The 16,970-nt window shown below is 71.5% G+C and carries 14 protein-coding genes; 4 read left to right on the forward strand and 10 right to left on the reverse strand.

The window, feature by feature from the left end; translation table 11 throughout:
- Nucleotides 1-9 precede the first annotated feature (9 nt).
- On the forward strand, nucleotides 10-1,281 hold the full coding sequence (locus ACODT0_RS21590) for an SAM-dependent methyltransferase (RefSeq protein WP_057593161.1): 1,272 nt from the start codon (nucleotides 10-12) through the stop codon (nucleotides 1,279-1,281).
- Between the two features lie 13 nt (nucleotides 1,282-1,294).
- Nucleotides 1,295-1,618, forward strand: coding sequence for a DUF1840 domain-containing protein (locus ACODT0_RS21595; RefSeq protein WP_489042232.1), 324 nt, complete (start codon nucleotides 1,295-1,297; stop codon nucleotides 1,616-1,618).
- 91 nt (nucleotides 1,619-1,709) lie between these two features.
- On the opposite strand, the gene ACODT0_RS21600 is transcribed toward ACODT0_RS21595, so the two are convergent.
- Nucleotides 1,710-2,732, reverse strand: coding sequence for a Bug family tripartite tricarboxylate transporter substrate binding protein (locus tag ACODT0_RS21600; protein WP_296734116.1), 1,023 nt, complete (start codon nucleotides 2,730-2,732; stop codon nucleotides 1,710-1,712).
- A gap of 123 nt (nucleotides 2,733-2,855) precedes the next feature.
- Nucleotides 2,856-3,794: a LysR family transcriptional regulator gene (locus tag ACODT0_RS21605; RefSeq protein WP_489042233.1), complete on the reverse strand. Its 939-nt coding sequence runs from the start codon at nucleotides 3,792-3,794 to the stop codon at nucleotides 2,856-2,858.
- A 113-nt stretch (nucleotides 3,795-3,907) separates the two neighbouring features.
- Between ACODT0_RS21605 and ACODT0_RS21610 the strand changes: the two genes are divergently transcribed.
- On the forward strand, nucleotides 3,908-4,675 hold the full coding sequence (locus ACODT0_RS21610) for an SDR family oxidoreductase (protein ID WP_261213071.1): 768 nt from the start codon (nucleotides 3,908-3,910) through the stop codon (nucleotides 4,673-4,675).
- A gap of 9 nt (nucleotides 4,676-4,684) precedes the next feature.
- On the opposite strand, the gene ACODT0_RS21615 is transcribed toward ACODT0_RS21610, so the two are convergent.
- Nucleotides 4,685-5,584, reverse strand: a complete 900-nt coding sequence (locus ACODT0_RS21615) for a LysR family transcriptional regulator (RefSeq protein ID WP_057593166.1) — start codon at nucleotides 5,582-5,584, stop codon at nucleotides 4,685-4,687.
- A gap of 125 nt (nucleotides 5,585-5,709) precedes the next feature.
- Between ACODT0_RS21615 and ACODT0_RS21620 the strand changes: the two genes are divergently transcribed.
- Nucleotides 5,710-6,390 carry a peroxiredoxin-like family protein gene (locus ACODT0_RS21620; protein WP_057593167.1) on the forward strand — a complete coding sequence of 227 codons (681 nt, stop codon included), beginning with the start codon at nucleotides 5,710-5,712 and terminating at the stop codon, nucleotides 6,388-6,390.
- On the opposite strand, the gene ACODT0_RS21625 is transcribed toward ACODT0_RS21620, so the two are convergent.
- The 7 genes from ACODT0_RS21625 to ACODT0_RS21655 all read right to left on the reverse strand — a co-directional run bounded on the left by ACODT0_RS21625 (nucleotide 6,318) and on the right by ACODT0_RS21655 (nucleotide 16,887).
- Nucleotides 6,318-6,827 (reverse strand): MarR family winged helix-turn-helix transcriptional regulator, encoded by a 510-nt coding sequence (locus ACODT0_RS21625; RefSeq protein WP_413762080.1) that lies wholly within the window; start codon nucleotides 6,825-6,827, stop codon nucleotides 6,318-6,320. The two genes, ACODT0_RS21620 and ACODT0_RS21625, sit on opposite strands and share 73 nt — an antisense overlap.
- 18 nt (nucleotides 6,828-6,845) lie before the next feature.
- Nucleotides 6,846-7,826 carry an alpha-ketoacid dehydrogenase subunit beta gene (locus tag ACODT0_RS21630; RefSeq protein WP_489042234.1) on the reverse strand — a complete coding sequence of 327 codons (981 nt, stop codon included), beginning with the start codon at nucleotides 7,824-7,826 and terminating at the stop codon, nucleotides 6,846-6,848.
- Nucleotides 7,817-8,839, reverse strand: coding sequence for a thiamine pyrophosphate-dependent dehydrogenase E1 component subunit alpha (locus ACODT0_RS21635; RefSeq protein ID WP_395349720.1), 1,023 nt, complete (start codon nucleotides 8,837-8,839; stop codon nucleotides 7,817-7,819). Before ACODT0_RS21635 ends, ACODT0_RS21630 begins: the two co-directional genes overlap by 10 nt.
- A 92-nt stretch (nucleotides 8,840-8,931) precedes the next feature.
- Nucleotides 8,932-9,336 carry an immunity 22 family protein gene (locus tag ACODT0_RS21640; RefSeq protein WP_261213083.1) on the reverse strand — a complete coding sequence of 135 codons (405 nt, stop codon included), beginning with the start codon at nucleotides 9,334-9,336 and terminating at the stop codon, nucleotides 8,932-8,934.
- A 25-nt stretch (nucleotides 9,337-9,361) separates the two neighbouring features.
- The gene (locus ACODT0_RS21645; protein ID WP_489042235.1) at nucleotides 9,362-13,930 is read right to left on the reverse strand and encodes an RHS repeat-associated core domain-containing protein; all 4,569 of its coding nucleotides are present in this window, start codon (nucleotides 13,928-13,930) and stop codon (nucleotides 9,362-9,364) included.
- A gap of 22 nt (nucleotides 13,931-13,952) precedes the next feature.
- The gene (locus tag ACODT0_RS21650) at nucleotides 13,953-14,381 is read right to left on the reverse strand and encodes a DcrB-related protein (RefSeq protein ID WP_057593172.1); all 429 of its coding nucleotides are present in this window, start codon (nucleotides 14,379-14,381) and stop codon (nucleotides 13,953-13,955) included.
- A 22-nt stretch (nucleotides 14,382-14,403) separates the two neighbouring features.
- Nucleotides 14,404-16,887, reverse strand: coding sequence for a type VI secretion system Vgr family protein (locus ACODT0_RS21655; protein WP_489042236.1), 2,484 nt, complete (start codon nucleotides 16,885-16,887; stop codon nucleotides 14,404-14,406).
- Nucleotides 16,888-16,970: the final 83 nt, after the last annotated feature.

Raw genomic sequence — 16,970 nt, forward strand, 5'->3', positions numbered from 1 at the left:
ATGCGGCCCATGCAAAGCTTGATACCCAAGATCGAGTCGCAGCTGGCTTCGCTACCCGTGCCCGTGGCACTGGAACTGCCCGATGGGCGACGGGTTGCCGCAGCCGGTTCGCGTGTCACGCTGGCTTTTTCGGAGTGGTCGGCACTGGCCAAGCTCGCGGCCCGACAGGTGGGCGCGATCGGCGAGGCCTACGTGGAGGGCAAGGTGCAGATCGAGGGCGCCATGCGCGACCTGATCGATGCCGCCGTCGGCCTGCTGCCCGGCAACCCGGCCGAGACCGACACCGGATGGTGGAGCCGCCTGCAGCACCTGGCCAAGTCCCGCGGCTCGCATTCGCTGCGCAAGGACGCCGCCCAGATCGAGTTCCACTACGACGTCTCCGACGACTTCTACGCACTCTGGCTCGACCCGCGCCGGGTCTACTCCTGCGCCTACTACGCGACGCCCGACCTCACGCTGGCGCAGGCGCAGGAAGCCAAGCTCGACCACATCTGCCGCAAGCTGATGCTCAAGCCCGGCGAGCGCTACCTCGACGTGGGTTCGGGCTGGGGCGGCCTGCTGCTGTGGGCCGCCGAGCACTACGGTGTCGACGCCACCGGCATCACGCTGTCGCGCAACCAGCATGCGCACGTGCAGCGCCTGATCGAGGAGAAGGGCCTCACGGGCCGCGTGCGCGTCGAGCTGCGCGACTACCGCGAGCTGTCGGCGGAGCGGCCCTTCGACAAGATCTCCTCGGTGGGCATGTTCGAACACGTGGGCGCGGCCAACATGCCGACCTACTTCGCCAAGATCCATTCATTGCTGGCGCCCGGCGGCCTGCTGATGAACCACGGCATCACCTCGGGCCAGCTCAACTACCGCCAGCTCGGCAACGGCATGGGCGACTTCATCGAGAAGTACATCTTCCCGGGTGGCGAGCTGCTGCACGTCACGCACGTGCTGCGCGAGACCGCGGCGGCCGGCCTGGAGATCGTCGACGTCGAGAGCCTGCGGCCGCACTACGCGCGCACCTTGTGGGCCTGGTCCGACGCGCTCGAGGCGCAGCTCGAAACGGCGCGCGCCGTGCTGCGCAACGGCGGCAGCGAGCGCCAGCACGCCAACGCCGAGCGCATCCTGCGCGCCTACCGGCTCTACCTCGCGGGCTCGGCCATGAGCTTCGAGCAGGGCTGGATCGGCCTGTACCAGATGGTCTCGACCAAGCCCGACGGCAAGGTCGATCACGGCACCTTGCGCGGTGCGCAATCGGTGTACCCTTTCACGCGTGATCATCTCTACAAGTGAAAGGGACAACCCCATGCTCTATCGTTTCCAGTCCAGGGCCTCGTCGGATTTCGTGATGCTCGAGACGCACGCGCGCCAGCTGTTCGACATCGTCGGCAAGTCGCCTTCCGCGCAAGGAATCATCACGGTCGAGCAGATTCCCGGGGCGATCTCGGCCATCGAGGCCGCGCTCGCGCGCGAGAAAGCCAACACCCACAACCATGACGAATTCGCGGTCGAGGACCACACCCACGACGCCGAAAAACAGCATGTGGCGCTGCACCAGCGCGCCACGCCGCTGCTGCACATGCTCAAGGAATCGCTGGCCGAAAACAAGGACGTGACCTGGACCACCTGAGTCCGGGTCGGACAACCGGCCGCGCGGCGGCCGGTTGCCGGCGCCAGTCCGCGACGGACGGGCGCTGAATCTTCTCTCGGGCGGGACGCTCTCAGTCCACCTTCGCGCCCGAATCCTTCACCACCTTCGCCCACTTCACGTGCTCGCTCGCGATGAGCTTCGTGAAGTCGGCCGGCGTGCTGCCGCTCGGGATCGCGCCCTGCGCCAGCATCTTCTCCTTGATCGCCGGCGTGCCGAGCGACTTGGCGACTTCCTGCTGGATGCGGTTGACGATCTCGGGCGAGGTGCCCGCGGGCGCCAGCAGCCCGAACCACGAACTGGCCTCGAAGCCCTTGAGCGTCGGGCCGCCGGCCTCTTCCACCGTCGGCACGTCGGGCAGCGCGGGCGAGCGCTGGGCGCTGGTCACGGCCAGCGCCGTGAGCTTGCCGGCCTTGATCTGCGCCATCGACGAGGGCAGGTTGTCGAACATCACGTCGGCGTTGCCGGCCACCATGTCGAGCAGGGCCGGGCCCGAGCCCTTGTAGGGGATGTGGGCCATGAAGGTGCCCGTCATGCTCTTGAACAGCTCGCCCGCGAGATGGATCGAGGTGCCGCTGCCGCTCGAGGCCATGTTGAACTTGCCGGGGTTGGCCTTGCTGTACTTGATGAAGTCCTGCACGTTGTGGATGCCGAGCGTCTTCGCCTTCTCGGCGTTCATCTCCATCACGTTCGGCACCGCGGCCACCATGGTGATCGGCACGAAGTCCTTGATCGGGTCGAAGGGCAGCTTCGGATAGAGCGCGCGGTTGATGCCGTGCGTGCCCACCGTGCCCATCAGCAGCGTGTAGCCGTCGTTCGGCGCGCGCGCCACGATCTCCGCGCCCACGTTGCCGCCGGCGCCCGCGCGGTTGTCCACGATGAACTGCTGGCCGAAGGCCTTCGAGAGCTCGGGCGCGACCGCGCGCGCGAGGATGTCGGTGGTGCCGCCCGCGGCGAAGGGCACGACGATGCGCACGGGCTTGGTGGGCCAGGTGCCCTGTGCCCACGAGGGTGCGGCGAGCACGGCGGTGGCGGCGGCGATCGAGGCGGCGAGCAGCGCGCGCCGGGACGGGAAGTGCAGAGGGGAAGAAGTCATGCGCGCCTTTGTACAGGCGCGTGCCGCGGCCGTCGCGGGTGAAAACCCCGGGCGTGGCTCATCGGAGCGCCTTCGTGCTTCGCACGGCGGTGCGAGCTTGCCTGGGGCGGCCCGGTGCGGCGCTCAGCCCACCTGCATGCGCTGCGCAAACCGCTCCTCACGGAAGCGCTCGAGCACGAAGTCGACGAAGGCCCGCGTCTTCGGCGGCAGCAGCTTCTTGCTCGGGTAGTAGAGCCAGACCGCGCCCGCGTCGTGGTGCCACTCGGGCAGCAGCCGCAGCAGGCTGCCGTCGCGCAGTCCCTGCTCCACGAAGGGCATCGGCAGCATCGCCACGCCCAGCCCCATCAGCGCGGCCTGCGCGATCGCCTCGGGGTCGTTGAAGATCGCGCGCGGGCGCGGCAGCTCGACCGTGACCTCCGCCTCCTTCGCCGCGCCGCGCGCATGCCGCAAGGTCCAGCTGCGCAGCCGGCCCGTGGGCGAGGAGCGGCGCACCAGTGCGTCGAGCGCTGCCAGCTCCGAGGGATGGCGCGGCATCCGCCGCTGCGCCATGTAGGCCGGCGCTGCCACCGCCACCACGTGGATGCGCGCCAGCTCGCGCGCCACCAGCCCGGCCGACAGCTCGAAGCCGCCACCGATGGCCGCGTCGAAGCCCTCGCCGACGAGGTCGGCCTGCAGGTTGTCGAAATGCCAGTCCGGCACGATCGCCGGGTAGCGCGCGAGGAAGTCGCCCATCATCGGCAGCACGTGGGCGCGGCCGAAGGCCTGGCCCATGCTGACCTTGAGCGTGCCCGAGGGCTGGCCGTCGTCCTTGTCGATGCCGGCCACCGCCTCCTGCAGGGTGGCGAGCGCGCCGCCGATCTGCGCCAGAAAGCGTTCGCCGCCCTCGGTCAGCGTGAGCCGGCGCGTGCTGCGCTGGAACAGCCGCACGCCGAGCCGCGCCTCCAGCCGCGCCACGTTCTTGCTGACCGCGGCCGGCGTGAGCCCGAGGCGGCGCGCGGCGGCCGAGAAGCTGCCGCCCTCGGCGCTCTGCACGAAGGAGGCGAGATGGTTGAGCGGTTCCATCGTCCTATTTTCAACCAATGGTTGAATTTGATGGGACCGATTGATGGCTACCGCAAACGCAATCGAAGGCGGAGACTGGAGGCCTTCCAACACCACTCACCCAGGAAAAAACCATGACCTCCACCACCACTTCCCCGGCCCCCGTCCTCGCGGGCAAGGTCGCCTTCGTCACCGGCGGCTCGCGCGGCATCGGCGCGGCCATCGTGCGCCGCCTGGCGCGCGACGGCGCCGCCGTGGCCTTCAGCTACAGCAGCTCGCAGGCCGTCGCCGAGGAACTCGCGCGCAGCCTCGAGGCCGAGGGCGGCCGCGCGCTCGCGCTGAAGATCGACAGCGCCGATGCCGAGGCGCTCAAGGCCGGCATCGACCAGGCCGCGCGCCACTTCGGCGGCCGCATCGACATCCTGGTCAACAGCGCCGGCGTGCTGCACCTGGGCCCGGTCGACCAGCTCACGCTGGCCGATTTCGACCGCACCATCGCCGTCAACGTGCGCGCCGTGTTCGTCGCCATCCAGGCCGCGCTGGCGCACATGGGCAGCGGCGGGCGCATCGTCAACATCGGCAGCACCAACGCCGAGCGCATGCCCTTCGCGGGCGGCAGCATCTACGCCATGAGCAAGTCGGCGCTCACGGGCCTGGTGCAGGGCCTGGCGCGCGACCTCGGTCCGCGCGGCATCACGGTCAACAACGTGCAGCCCGGCCCGGTCGACACCGACATGAACCCGGCCAACGGCCCGATGGCCGCGACCATGCACAGCTTCATGGCGCTCGACCGCCACGGCCACGCCGACGAGATCGCGGGCATGGTGGCCTACCTCGCGAGCCCCGAGGCCGCGTTCGTGACCGGCGCCGGACTCAACATCGACGGCGGCTTCGCGGCCTGAGCGCGCGGCTCAGCGGCCGGGCGTCGCCCGCGCCGCCAGCGTCGCGCCGACGTGCTCGGCCAGCGCGCGCGCCGAGGGCTTGGCGGCGCGCCCGGCCGGGAACACCGCATGCAGCTCCACCGGCGCCATGCGCCAGTCCGCGAGCACCCGCACCAGCGCGCCGCTGGCCAGCTCGGCGCCGCAGCCCAGCTCGCTGGTGTGGGTGATGCCCAGGCCCGCCACGGCCGCGGCGATCGAGCCCTCGTTCATCGTGCTGCTCAGCAGCGCGCCCGCGATGCGCACCGACACCTTCCGCCCGTCGCGCTCGAAGGACCAGGACGCGCCGCCGCTCGGCCCGGCCACCACCGCGTGCGCCGCGAGCTCGGCCGGCAGCGCCGGCGTGCCGGCATGGCGCAGGTAGCCGGGCGCGGCCACCAGCAGGGTCTGGAACAGCCCCAGGCTGCGCGCCGTGGCGCTGGAATCGGGCAGCGTGCCGAAGCGGAACGCGAGGTCCGCGCCCTCGCTCACCAGGTCCTGCAGCTGGTCGTGCATCAGCAGCTTGACGCGCAGCGCCGGATGCCGCGCCATGAAAGGCGCCAGCGCGGGGATCGCCTCGCGCACCGCGAAGCTCGAGGACAGCGCCACGCGCAGCACGCCGCGCAGCTCGCCGGTGCCGCGCGCCGCATGGTCGGCCTCCTCGAGCGCGGCCAGGATCGGTTCGATGCGCGCGAGGTAGTCGGCACCGGCCTCGGTCAGCGTCACGGCGCGCGTGGTGCGCGTCAGCAGCGCCGCGCCCACTTCCTTCTCGAGCGTCGCGATCACGCGCGAGGCCGAAGGCTGCGAGAGCCCGAACTCGCGCCCCGCGCGCGAGAAACTGCCCGCGTGCGCGACGCGCGTGAACAGGCGCAGGGCGAGCAGCCGGTCGCTCATGGCTTGCGATTGATTTGCATGGCGAATGGATCTTAGTCGTGCCGGCCGGCTACCGGCTGAACGGCGAATCAAAGACAGTGACGGCACGGCACCGCCGGTGCCTTCAACCTGCTGGAGAAATCGCCATGTCACTGCCCGAGAAACTCGCCGCCTTCCGCGCCAACTTCGAAGCCGGCGGCCCGCCGTGGAACGCGCCCGCCTTCATCCACGAGCCCATGCACCGCGCCACCGACGAGCTGATCGCCTCGGGCGCCGCCGACCGCGCGCTGCGCGCCGGCGATCGCGCCCCGGTCTTCACGCTGCACGACGCCGACGGCCGCGCCTGGTCGTCGCAGGAGCTGCTGGCCCAGGGCCCGCTGGTGCTGACCTTCTACCGCGGCGTCTGGTGCCCCTACTGCAACCTGGACCTGCAGGCGCTGCAGGAAGCGCTGCCGGGCCTGCAGGCGCTCGGCGCGCAACTGGTGGCGGTGTCGCCGCAGACGCCCTCGAACAGCCGCAAGTCGGCGCGCGACAACAAGCTCGCCTTCCCGATCCTGTCGGACACCGGCAATGCCGTGGCCGCCGCCTTCGGCCTGCGCTTCGCGCTTCCGGGCTACCTGCAGGACCTCTACCGCGACGTGTTCAGGAACGACCTCGCGGTGGTCAACGGCGAGCCGAGCTGGACCCTGCCGATGCCCGCGCGCTACGTGATCGCGCGCGACGGCACCATCGCCTATGCCGAGGTCAACCCGGACTACACGCAGCGGCCCGATCCCTCGGAGCTGCTGCCGGTGCTCGAGCGGCTGCGCGCGACCGCCGGCGCATGAGCCTGGGCCTGGGTCTCCGCGTCGCCGCTCACCGAGGCGATCAGCCGGTCGAGCGTGCTGCCCAGCCGCGCGAGCTCGTCGGCGCCCACGCCCGCGAACAGCGCGGCCTCGCGTTCGCGGCCCAGTTCGCTCACAGTTGCGTGCAACGCCTTGCCCGCGGCCGTGAGGTGCAGCCGGCTCCTGCGCTGGTCGGTCGGATCCTCGCGGCACTGCACGCGCCGATGACGTTTCAGGCCGGCCAGCGCGCGGCTCACCGCCATCTTGTCGAGGCCGGTCTGGTCGGCCACCTGCGAGGCGGTGAGCCCGGGCTGCGCGCCCAGCACCGCCATCGTGCGCCACTCGTTGAGCGTGAGCTGGTGCTCGCGGCCCACGCGTTCGTGGAAGGGCCGCGCCGTGAGGTTGACCACGCGCACCAGCTTGAAGAACAGCGGGTCCATGGGTGCGCGGGGCGCGTGTCAGCCCGCCAGCTTCTTCGCCGCCGCGACGATGGCGTCGACGCCCACGCGCGACTGCGCCTCGAGCACCGGCGCATAGCCGACCGGAATGCGCGGCGCACCGAGCCGCGCGATGCGGCAGCCCGTGGCCTCGGCCGCGCTGGCCGCGATCTCGGCGCCGAAGCCCGCGGCCTGCACCGCCTCGTGCGCCACCAGCAGCCGGCCGGTGCGCGCGCACGATTCGAACACCGTCTCGCGGTCCCAGGGCCACAGCGTGCGCAGGTCGATCAGGTCGACCGCGATGCCCTCGGCCGCGAGCCGCTCGCAGGCCTCGGCGCAGACCTGCGCCTGCCGGCTCCAGCTCACGAGCGTGAGCGCATCGCCCTGGCGCATGCGCGCCGCCTTGCCCAGCGGCACCGCCAGCGTCTCGTCGACCGGGCCGCGCGCGCCCCACAGCGTCTTGTGCTCGATGTAGACCACCGGGTCGCCGCACTGCAGCGCCGCGCGCAGCAGCGAATGGTTGTCCTGCGGCGTCGACGGGCTCACCACCACCACGCCCGGCAGGTGCGCGAACCAGGCCTCGAGCGACTGCGAATGCTGCGCCGCCGAGGCGTCCCAGATGCCGCCCGGCATGCGCGCCACCAGCGGCACGCGGCCCTGGCCGCCGAACATGAAGCGGTTCTTGGCGGCCTGGTTCACCAGCTCGTCCATGCCGCACAGCGCGAAGTCGACCACGCGCATCTCGACCACCGGCCGCAGGCCCGCGAGCGCCATGCCCACGCCCGCGCCCATGATCGCGGCCTCGCTGATCGGCGTGTCGATCACGCGCCGCTCGCCGAAGCGCTGCTGCAGCCCCTTGTACTGGCCGAAGATGCCGCCGCGGCCCACGTCCTCGCCGAGCACGACCACGCGCGCGTCGGCTTCCATCTCGCGCGCGATCGCGCGCACGGCGGCTTCGGAATAGCTGAGTTCTTCCACGCTGTTCGCTGCGTTCAGTGCCATTGCCCGGCTCCCGTGGTCTGCACGTCGGTGAAGGCGGCGCCGGCCTCGGGCCAGGGCGCCGCGTCGGCGGTGGCCAGGGCGGCCTCGACCTCGGCCGTGGCCGCGTTCTCGATCGCATCGAGCGCCGCCGCCTCGAGCCCGGCTTCCAGCAGCCGGCCGCGCGCGCGGGCCAGCGGATCGGTCTCGAGCGCCGCCGCCAGTTCGGCCGGATCGCGATAGGCCGCGAGGTCGACCGACACGTGGCCCTTCACGCGGTAGGTCAGCGCATGCAGCAGCCGCGGTCCGCCGCCGCCGCGCACCTCGGCCACCAGCCGCGCCGCGGCCGCGTGCACCGCGAACACGTCGTTGCCGTCGACCTGCGTGGCCGCGATGCCCAGCGCTTCGGCGCGCGCCGAGGCGCCTTCGCCCGCGGTCATCGGACCGCTCGCGGTGGTCGCGCTCCAGCGGTTGTCCTCGCAGACGAACAGCACCGGCAGCTCGTACACGCGGGCCCAGTTCAGCGCCTCGAGGAAGGGGCCGCGGTTGATCGCGCCGTCGCCGAAGAAGCAGACCGTGAGCGCGTCGCCCTGGCCCAGCACCTTCTGCGCATGCGCCGCTCCCACCGCGATCGGCAGCCCGGCCGCCACCACGCCGTTGGCGCCCAGCATGCCGACCGAGAAATCGGCGATGTGCATCGAGCCGCCCTTGCCGCCGTTGAAGCCCGTGGCCTTGCCGAACAGCTCGCACATCATGCGCGCGAGGTCGGCGCCCTTGGCCAGCGTGTGGCCGTGGCCGCGATGCGTGGAGGTGAGGTAGTCGCTCGCGCGCAGGTGCGCGCAGACGCCGGCCGGCACCGCCTCCTGCCCGGTCGACAGGTGCAGCGGCCCGCGCACCTTGGCCGCGCCGCCGGCCTGCTGCCCATAGGCGCTCACGCCGCCCTGGCTGGCCGTCTCGGCCGCGTTCTCGAACGCGCGGATGCGCACCATGGTGCGGTACAGCGCCTCGGCGGCGCCGCTGGGGATGTCCAGGTCCATCTTGTCTCCGACGCCTGTGGAATGGGCGTTTGCGGAAAAATCGTATCAAGCGTGACGGACTGGGGGCAGGGGGCTTTCCCCGGGGCCGGCGCTCAGCGCTTGCGCTTCTTCCGGTCGTCGAAGGCCCCGATGAAGCGCAGCCCGTTGTAGAGCCGTCCCGGCTGCTCCTCGGTGAAGGTGCAGTTCACCCAGTAGTACAGCGCGTTGGCGCTGTCGATGCCGAGCTCGTGGCAGCGCGCGGCGATCGCGGCCACGGCCTCGTTGGTGGAGACGTCGACCTCCTCGGCCAGGTCCTCGACCGGCACCGCCGCGCCGCCCGCGGCGAGATAGGCGACGAACACGTCCGAGTCGATGAAGTCGCAGCCGAAGTCCGCATGTGCGGGGCAGCCCGAGCCCGCGGTCTCCATGCCTTCGGTGTACTGGTTGAAGTCCTCGAGCGACTGGCGGGTGGTGCCCATCCAGACGGAGACGATGCCGGGGGTTCTGCTGTCGATCATGGGGTGGCCTCGATGCGGTGGCGGGCTAGCACTTGCCGATGGAGGATTTTCCTCCGCGGGTGTACTTGTTCGCGAAGTTGCGGATGCGCGCGAGCGCGCCGGCCTTGGAGGTGGCGCCGGCGAGCTTGGCGAAGAGGATCTTGTGCGCGAGCGAACTGGCGCGGCCCGACTGGCCCTCGGGCAGTGCGGCGCCGGTGGAGTGCGGGCCCGAGAGGGTCTCGCCCGGGTTGCGCGGATCGGGCACGTTCTGGAACCAGACCTCGCGCGTGGGCGTGGTGAGCTTCTTGAGTTCCTGTGCCGAGAAGCCCAGCTCCTTGGCCTTGTCGGCCATCGACACCGGGAACCACTCGTGCGCGCCGCCGCCGTTGCGCAGCGCGGTGTGGATCGCGTCGCGCGAGGCGGGGTTGGCCATCGCCTCGCGCACGTCGGCCACGCTGGCGTTGTCGAACCAGGTGTCGAAGCTCGCCGGCTGCCCCGGCCCGCCCCACAGGCCGCCGGCCCAGCCCGGCGGATCGATCCAGCCGTAGGGGTTGGGTGCGTAGCTGCCGAGGTTGATGCCGCCGCTCAGCCCGATCGGGTCGGGACCGATGAAGCGGCCGATGTCGGGGTCGTAGAAGCGGAAGGTGTTGTAGTGCAGGCCGGTGTCGCGGTCGAGGTACTGGCCCTGCAGCCGCAGGTTCTGCTCGAGCGGCGGGGACGCCGGCGCGCCGGACACGGCGGGCCGCCCGTCCAGCGCCACCGTCTCCCATTGCTCCGAGACCGTCGCGCCCCAGGTCCGGTAGCTGGCGCGCCAGCACAGCCGGCCCTCGCTGTCGCTCAGCTCCTCGGGCAGGCCCGAGGGCGCGGTGTGGAAGTAGCGAAGCTCGCCGGCCTCGCGCCCGGCCGTGTCCTGCCCGGCGTCGAGCCGCGCCAGCGGCACGTGGGAGTCGGGCTCGTAGACGTAGCTGGTCGCGTGGCCGCCGCGCCGCTCCTCGAGCAGCCGCAGCCCTTCCCACACGAAGCGGGTGCTGCCGAAGGCATCGTGGCGCGCCACGCGGCGGCCGAGCGCGTCGTAGTCGAAGCGCGTGTGCTGCGTCACGGCCTGCGGCGTGCCGGGCCGGCGCGTGGTGCGCACCGCGAGCAGGCGGTGCTCCTCGTCCCACTCGAAGCGCTGCTCGGTGTGGCGGCCCGCGCGCTTGCGCACGAGGCGGCCGTGGCCGTCGTAGTCGTAGCGCTTGTCCTCGAACACGCGCACGAGGTTGTCGCGCACGTAGCCCGGGCCCCGGGCGCCGGCCATCGCGCTGTCGAGCAGGTTGCCGGCGGGGTCGTAGGCGAAGCGTTCCTCGTTCGCGGCCGCGCCCGATGCCGCGCGCGGCACGCGCCGCGTGGCCTCGATGCGGCCGGTGGCGTCGTAGCCGTGTTCCGTGCGGCCCTGCAGCGAATGGCGCGCATGGCGCAGTTCGCCGGCGAGGTCGTAGCCGTATTCCTTCATCAGCCCGTCGAGAACCCGGGCGCGCGCGGTGCCCACGCTGTCCATCGCCTCGCGCCAGCCGGCGTCGCGCGGCGTGAAGGCCTCGCCCAGCGATGCCGCGCGGCACCACGACGCCACGCGGCGCCCCAGCGGATCCCAGGCGAAGCGCGTGGCCAGCCGGCCCTGCGTGCGCGCCACCTCGCGGTGCAGGTCGTCGCGCTCGATGTCGCTGACCAGGGCGTGCTCCGCGGGCGCGTCGCCGTGCCGCTGCCAGAGGTTGATCTGGTGCAGGTGGCCCGAGCCGTAGTGCAGGTAGTTCAGCGCGCGCTGGACGCCGCCGTCGCCCAGCGCCGGCAGCAGCGTGCGCGTGCGGTTGCCCAGCGCGTCGTGCTCGTGGCGCAGCGCATGGCGCTCGCCGGTGGTCTCGTCGATGGCGGTCTCGGCCGCGAGGTTGCCGAGGCGGTCGTACTCGAAGGCGACGCGATGCAGCGCGCGCGGCTCGCCGCCGGCCTCCGCGGGCGCGAGCTTGCAGGCCTCCACCAGCTGGTCGAGCGCGTCGTAGCGGTAGCGGTAGCGATGGCGCGCGGTGCGCTTCTCCACCAGCCGGCCCGCGGCATCGCGGACGAACTCGGTGCGCAGCGGCTGCGTGCGCGTGCCGCCATCCGCGCCCCCGTCGAGCGCGAGGTCCTCGTCGCCGATGCCCGGGTAGTGCACGACCGCCGACGGCCAGCCATTGGCGTCGTACTCGATGCACACGCGCGTGCCGCCCGCGCGATGCTCCTCCACCACGCGGTCGGCCTCGTCGTGCGCGAAACGGAAGTGCATGCCGTTCTCGTTGACCAGCGCATGCAGCCGATGGCCGCCGTCGTAGTGCAGCTCGATGCGCCGGCCCTGCGCGTCCTGCTGCAGCGTGGGCTGGCCGCGCGCGTTCAGCACCAGCTGCGTGCCGCGGCTCAGCGGATCGACGGCACCGACCAGGCGGCCGGCCGCTTCGTAGCGATAGGCATGGTGCGAGCCGTCGGGCTGCGACATCGAGAGCAGCCGCCCCATCGCGTCGTGGACGAAGCGCGTGGACTGCCCGGCGGCGTCGGTCACCGACTGCGGGAAGCCCCAGGCGTCGTAGGCGAAGCGGGTGGTCTTGCCCGAGCAGTCGGTGCGCGCCACGACCTGCGCACGCCGGTTCCAGCGCAGGCGGCTGGTGCCGCCGAGGGCATCGGTCACCGCCTCGAGCAGGCCGAAGCGGTCGTAGGCGTAGCGGGTTTCCTGCCCCGCGGGATCGATGAGCACCGTGTGGTTGCCGCGGTCGTCGTACTCGAAGAGATAGCTGCGGCCGTCGGGCAGCGTGATCTTGCGCGGCTCGAACCAGCGGTCGTCCCAGAGCGTGCGCGTGCTGCGGCCCAGCGGATCGGTCTCGGCCACCGGCATGCCATGGGCGTTGTACGCGAAGCGCAGCTCGCCGCCGCCCGGGTTGCGCACGCTGCGCAGCTTCCGGTCCGCGTCCCATTGCAGGGTCCATGCGTGGCCCAGCGGATCGACGTAGCGCGTGAGGTTGTAGCCGGCATCCCAGCACCAGCTCGAGCGCCGGCCGAGCTGGTCGGTCGCGACGGTGGTGCCCGCCGCGTCCGGGCCCGAAGCCTCGGCATAGGCGATGTCCCAGTGCTCGCCGTCCCCGGTCCAGTGGCGCAGCACGCGGCGGTCGCCCTCGGGCCCGGTGGCCGCGTCCGCCGGTTCCCATTCGTAGCCGCAGGAGAAGCCGCCGGCCGATTCCTGCCATGTCATCAGGCCGTCGGTGTAGGCGAAGCGCCGCAGCGGCCGGTCCTCGCGCGAGATCACCGTCGCCAGCTGTGCGTTGGCGTCGTAGCCGTAGCGCACCAGCAGGCCCGGTATCTCGTCCTCCGCGCCCTTGGCGAGGTGGATGGCCTGCACGCGCCGCGAGTCGCCCGCGTAGTCGAAGCGCAGCAGCCGGCCGATGCTGTCGGCCATCTCGGCGAGGCGCCGCGCCGCGTCGTGGCGGCAGGCGATCCAGTTGCCGTTGCGGTCGCGCAGGCGCCGAAGCGGCAGCGTCTCGGCGACCTCGGGCGCCGCCGGCGCGCCGAACTGGTAGAGCAGGCCCTCGAGCGTGGTCACTTCGTAGTGGCCGCCGGGCGTGCAGCCGATCGAGAACATCTCGGCCACGTTGAAGAGGCCGTGGCCGGGCTGCAGGGCCGGCATCTCGACCTCGCGGCCCGCCTCGTCGGTGTAGACCAGCGCGCGCGGCCCCGCGCCGGGCTGCACGCGCAGGCTCACCCCATGGGGCGCGACGCTCCAGCCGGTGCCGAACGGCCCGTCGGCGCGGCGGTCGTGGCTGCTGTAGCGCCGCTTCCAGACGATCGGCAGCGGCCCCGGCAGCACGAAGTCGGTGTCGGCCTCGCCGGTCAGGATCTTGCCGCCCGTCGCGGGATGCACGGGATAGCCGATCAGCGAGCGGAAGCCGCGCCCCAGCCGGTCGGCCGCCATGTTGGCGAGCATGCCCATGCCCAGGCAGCCGAGGCGCGCGCCGAAGCTGCCGCGGCCCATGGCCAGGCCGATGCCGATCTCCAGCGCGGTCTCCCACCATTCCTTGTCGTCGGCGATCTCCATGTAGGCGGTCTTCGCGCCCCCGATGAACACGTTGGCGCTGCCCTCGACGATCGCGGCCGAGCACTGCAGCTTGTCGCCCTTGCGCGCGGCCGGGAAGGTGTTGATCCACACCGAGTCCGATCCTTCGGCGATCGGGATCGGGCCCGAGTGCCTCGAGCAGGCGCCCGAGTCCGCGATCGCGCGCGCGGCCGCCTTGCCGTTGACCTGCACGTCGGGCGAGCCCATGCGGCTGATGGCGCCGGTGACCGTGGGCGAGCCGATGTCCTCGGTCAGCTCCTTGATCTTCTTTTCCTTGTAGTCGCTCCAGCCGGTCGCGCCGCCGACGAAGCCGGCGATCAGCCCGCCCGCGAAGATCGCGCCGCACCAGCCGACCGGCGTGGACATGAGCGCGGCCACGCCCACGATCGCCGCGCCCACGAGCACCGCCTCGGCCATGCCCGCGGCCACGCGCAACCCCACGCGCGCGAGCCGGGCCCACACGGAGACATGGCCGATGGCGTCGTCGATGCGCGCGGCTTCGGGCATGGCGCGGCTCGCGCTGCGGGGCCTACCGGCGCAGCGCCACGCTCGCCACCATCTGCCGCCACAGCTGCAGCTGCGGTGCGTCGAAGGGCGCGGCGGCGCTGGCGGTGAAGGTCAGCAGCGTCTTGCGGTCGGACAACGGGAAGATGCCCTGGCACTGGTAGGAGAAGCTGCCGCGCTGGCGGTACCTGAACTCGATGCGCAGTCCCTGCACGCCCTGCTCGGGCGGGCCCAGGAAGATCGCCTCGCGCGCGGTCTCCTCGAACTTCGTGACCTGGCGCGCGAGGTTGCCGAGCTGGCGCTGCACGAAGGCCTCGGGCGACTCGCCGGGCTCGAGCTCGTCCTGGCTGATGATGAAGGTGAAGCCGGCGCCCGCGGGCACCAGCACGTGCATCGTGCGGTCGTTGTAGTGGTCGGGGACCTCGACGGTGCCGCGTTGGAAGTGATAGTGCATTCGGCTTTCCGGCGGGCGCGCCTCAGCAGTTGAGAAGGATCTTGTTGCGGCCCGTCTGGTCCAGCGTGTCGGAGAACTCGAAGACGCCGGTCTTGCCCTTGATCCGGATGGTCCCGTCGGCCAGCAGCACGATCGACGATTCGCCGCAGAGCAGCGAGATGCTGGTCTTGCCGAGCACGAAGACGTCCTGCTCGGCCGCATTCACGATCACCGACTTCCTGCCGAACAGGTTCGCGTTCTCGCTCGTCGAGGCCAGCGTGGCATCGTTCTTCGACAGCAGGTTCATCGCGCCCTCGCTGGCGCGCGAGACGATGTCGCCGGCCGACACCACGTTGACCTGGCCGCCGGTGCTGACCTGCGTCACCATGCCGGTCTTGGCGAGCTGCGTGAGTTGCGCGCCGCTGGTCAGCGTCATGGCCGACTGCGCGCGGATCGACACGCTGCGGCCCGAGCTCACGACGATGGGCTTGGGGCTGATCATGGTCTGGCCCTCGGGGCTCACGATCGACACCACCGGCTTGTCGATCTTGCGCGACAGGCCCAGCATCTGCTGCGCCTCGTCCATCGAGGGGTCCGCATCGTCCGACACGCCGCCCTCGGGCGATCCCGCGGCCGCGAGCGCCGCCACCGCCTGCGAGGTGCCGCCGGCCGACTGCACGCCCTGCACCAGGCCCACGAGCTGCTGGTTCTTGCCGCGCGCCAGCGCGCCGACCAGCGACTTCGTGGCGGCCATCGCCTGGCCCGCCTCCTGCATCAGGGCCTGGCTCTGGGCCAGCGTGGCGCCGAGCTGCTCGTGCCCGTCGGGGTTGTCGCGCGAGATCTTCTGCGTGAAGTCCTGCGTGTAGGTGGTCAAGAGCAGGCCCTTGTCGGCGCGGATCGAACCCCACTCGTTGGTGCGCAGCTCGAAGCCGTAGCTGCGCTGCACCTCCGAGCCCTGGTTCATCAGGTAGCCCATGTGCAGGTGGGTGGCGCCATGGTCGGTCGAGAGCTCGATGTGCTCGCTGCCGCGCTGGTCCTCGAAGCGCAGCATGTGCTTGCCGCCGCCGCCCTTGCTCCAGTGCGTCTGGATGCCCGACTGCGTCTTGTGGCGCGGCAGCTCCCAGGCCGGCATCTGCGCGGCGTTGTAGACGCAGCCGGTGACGATCGGGTGGTCGGGATCGCCGTTGAGGAAGTCGACGATCACCTCCTGCCCGATGCGCGGGATCTGCATGCTGCCGTAGCCGCCGCCGGCCCAGGTCTGCGAGACGCGGATCCAGCACGAGGCGTTCTCGTCGCGCTGGCCGTAGCGGTCCCAGTGGAACTGCACCTTGATGCGGCCGTACTCGTCGGTGTAGATCTCCTCGCCCGCGGGGCCCACCACCACCGCGGTCTGCGGGCCGGTGGTGCGCGGGCGCGGCGTGAGGCGCGGCACGCGGTAGGGCGCGCTGTCGGGCACCACCGCGAAGGCCTGGCGGTAGCTGGTGCTGCTGGTCGATTCGCCGTAGGCGGCACCGGCGGCGGCCACGCGCAGCGCGTTCTCCTGGAAGTCGTGGCTCGCGGCCTCGATCAGGTAGCGGCGGTTGTCCTCGGCATCGGGATGGCGCGCGAGGTCGAACAGGTAGCCGGGCGCGATGTGGCGCAGGTTGCCTTCGGCTTCGATCGATTCGCGCCGGCCGATCTGCTGTTCGAGCCGCAGCCGTGCGTAGTTCTCGCCGTCGCCGAGTTCGGTGTAGCCGCCGGGCCAGTCGTAGCGCTCGTAGCTGTCGTGGTCATGGCCCGCGGGCTGGCGGCGCAGCGTGTCGATCTCGGCGTGGGGCTTCCTGAAGTCGTAGTCGTCGGCCGCGAAATGGCCCGAGGCGATGTCCTCGGCGTGGTGCCAGCTGTCGATGAAGTCCTGCTCGAGGATCTGCGCCGCGAGCACGCCCGCGTGGTAGGGCACCTTCACCGGGCCGGCGGGCAGCGGCGCATGCGAGCCCGGTCCGTCGCACAGCACGAGCTGATGGCTGCCTTTTGCATGCGCGAAGAAGTAGTAGATGCCCTCGGACTCCATGAGCCGGCTCACGAAGTCGAAGTCGGTCTCGCCGTACTGCACGCAGTAGTCCCAGTTGCGGTAGCTGCCCGAGAGCTTGGGTTCGATCGCGAAGCCATAGGGCGCGAGCACCTCCTGCACGATCTCGGGCACGGTCTTGAACTGGAAGATCTTGAAGTCCGAGCGCCGCGTGGCATACCAGAGCCAGGGGCGCAGCACGGCTTCGTAGACATGCATGTCGCCGTCGTCCTTGCCCACGCGCGCGAAGCGCGTGACCTGGCCGCTGATGAAGCGCCGGCCCGCGCCGCCGAGCTCGGTCGCGAGGTCGATCTCGATCGTCATGTCCTTGCCGAGCACGCTCCGGGCGGCGATGCCGGGCGTGTCGGCGACCAGGCGCACGCGCGATTCGAACAGCGTGGAGATCCGCTCCTGTCCCGTCATCGAGCGAAACTTCACGCGCTCGCCCAGCGGACTGTGGGCGATGAAGCTGCGGTTCATTCCTTCTGGTCTCCCCGTGACCTGATGGCCGTCGATCGCTGGAGCGCAAGACGGTGTGGCCCCAGGTGCTGCGATGACCTTAT

Source organism: Variovorax sp. FG153, assembly GCF_057809595.1.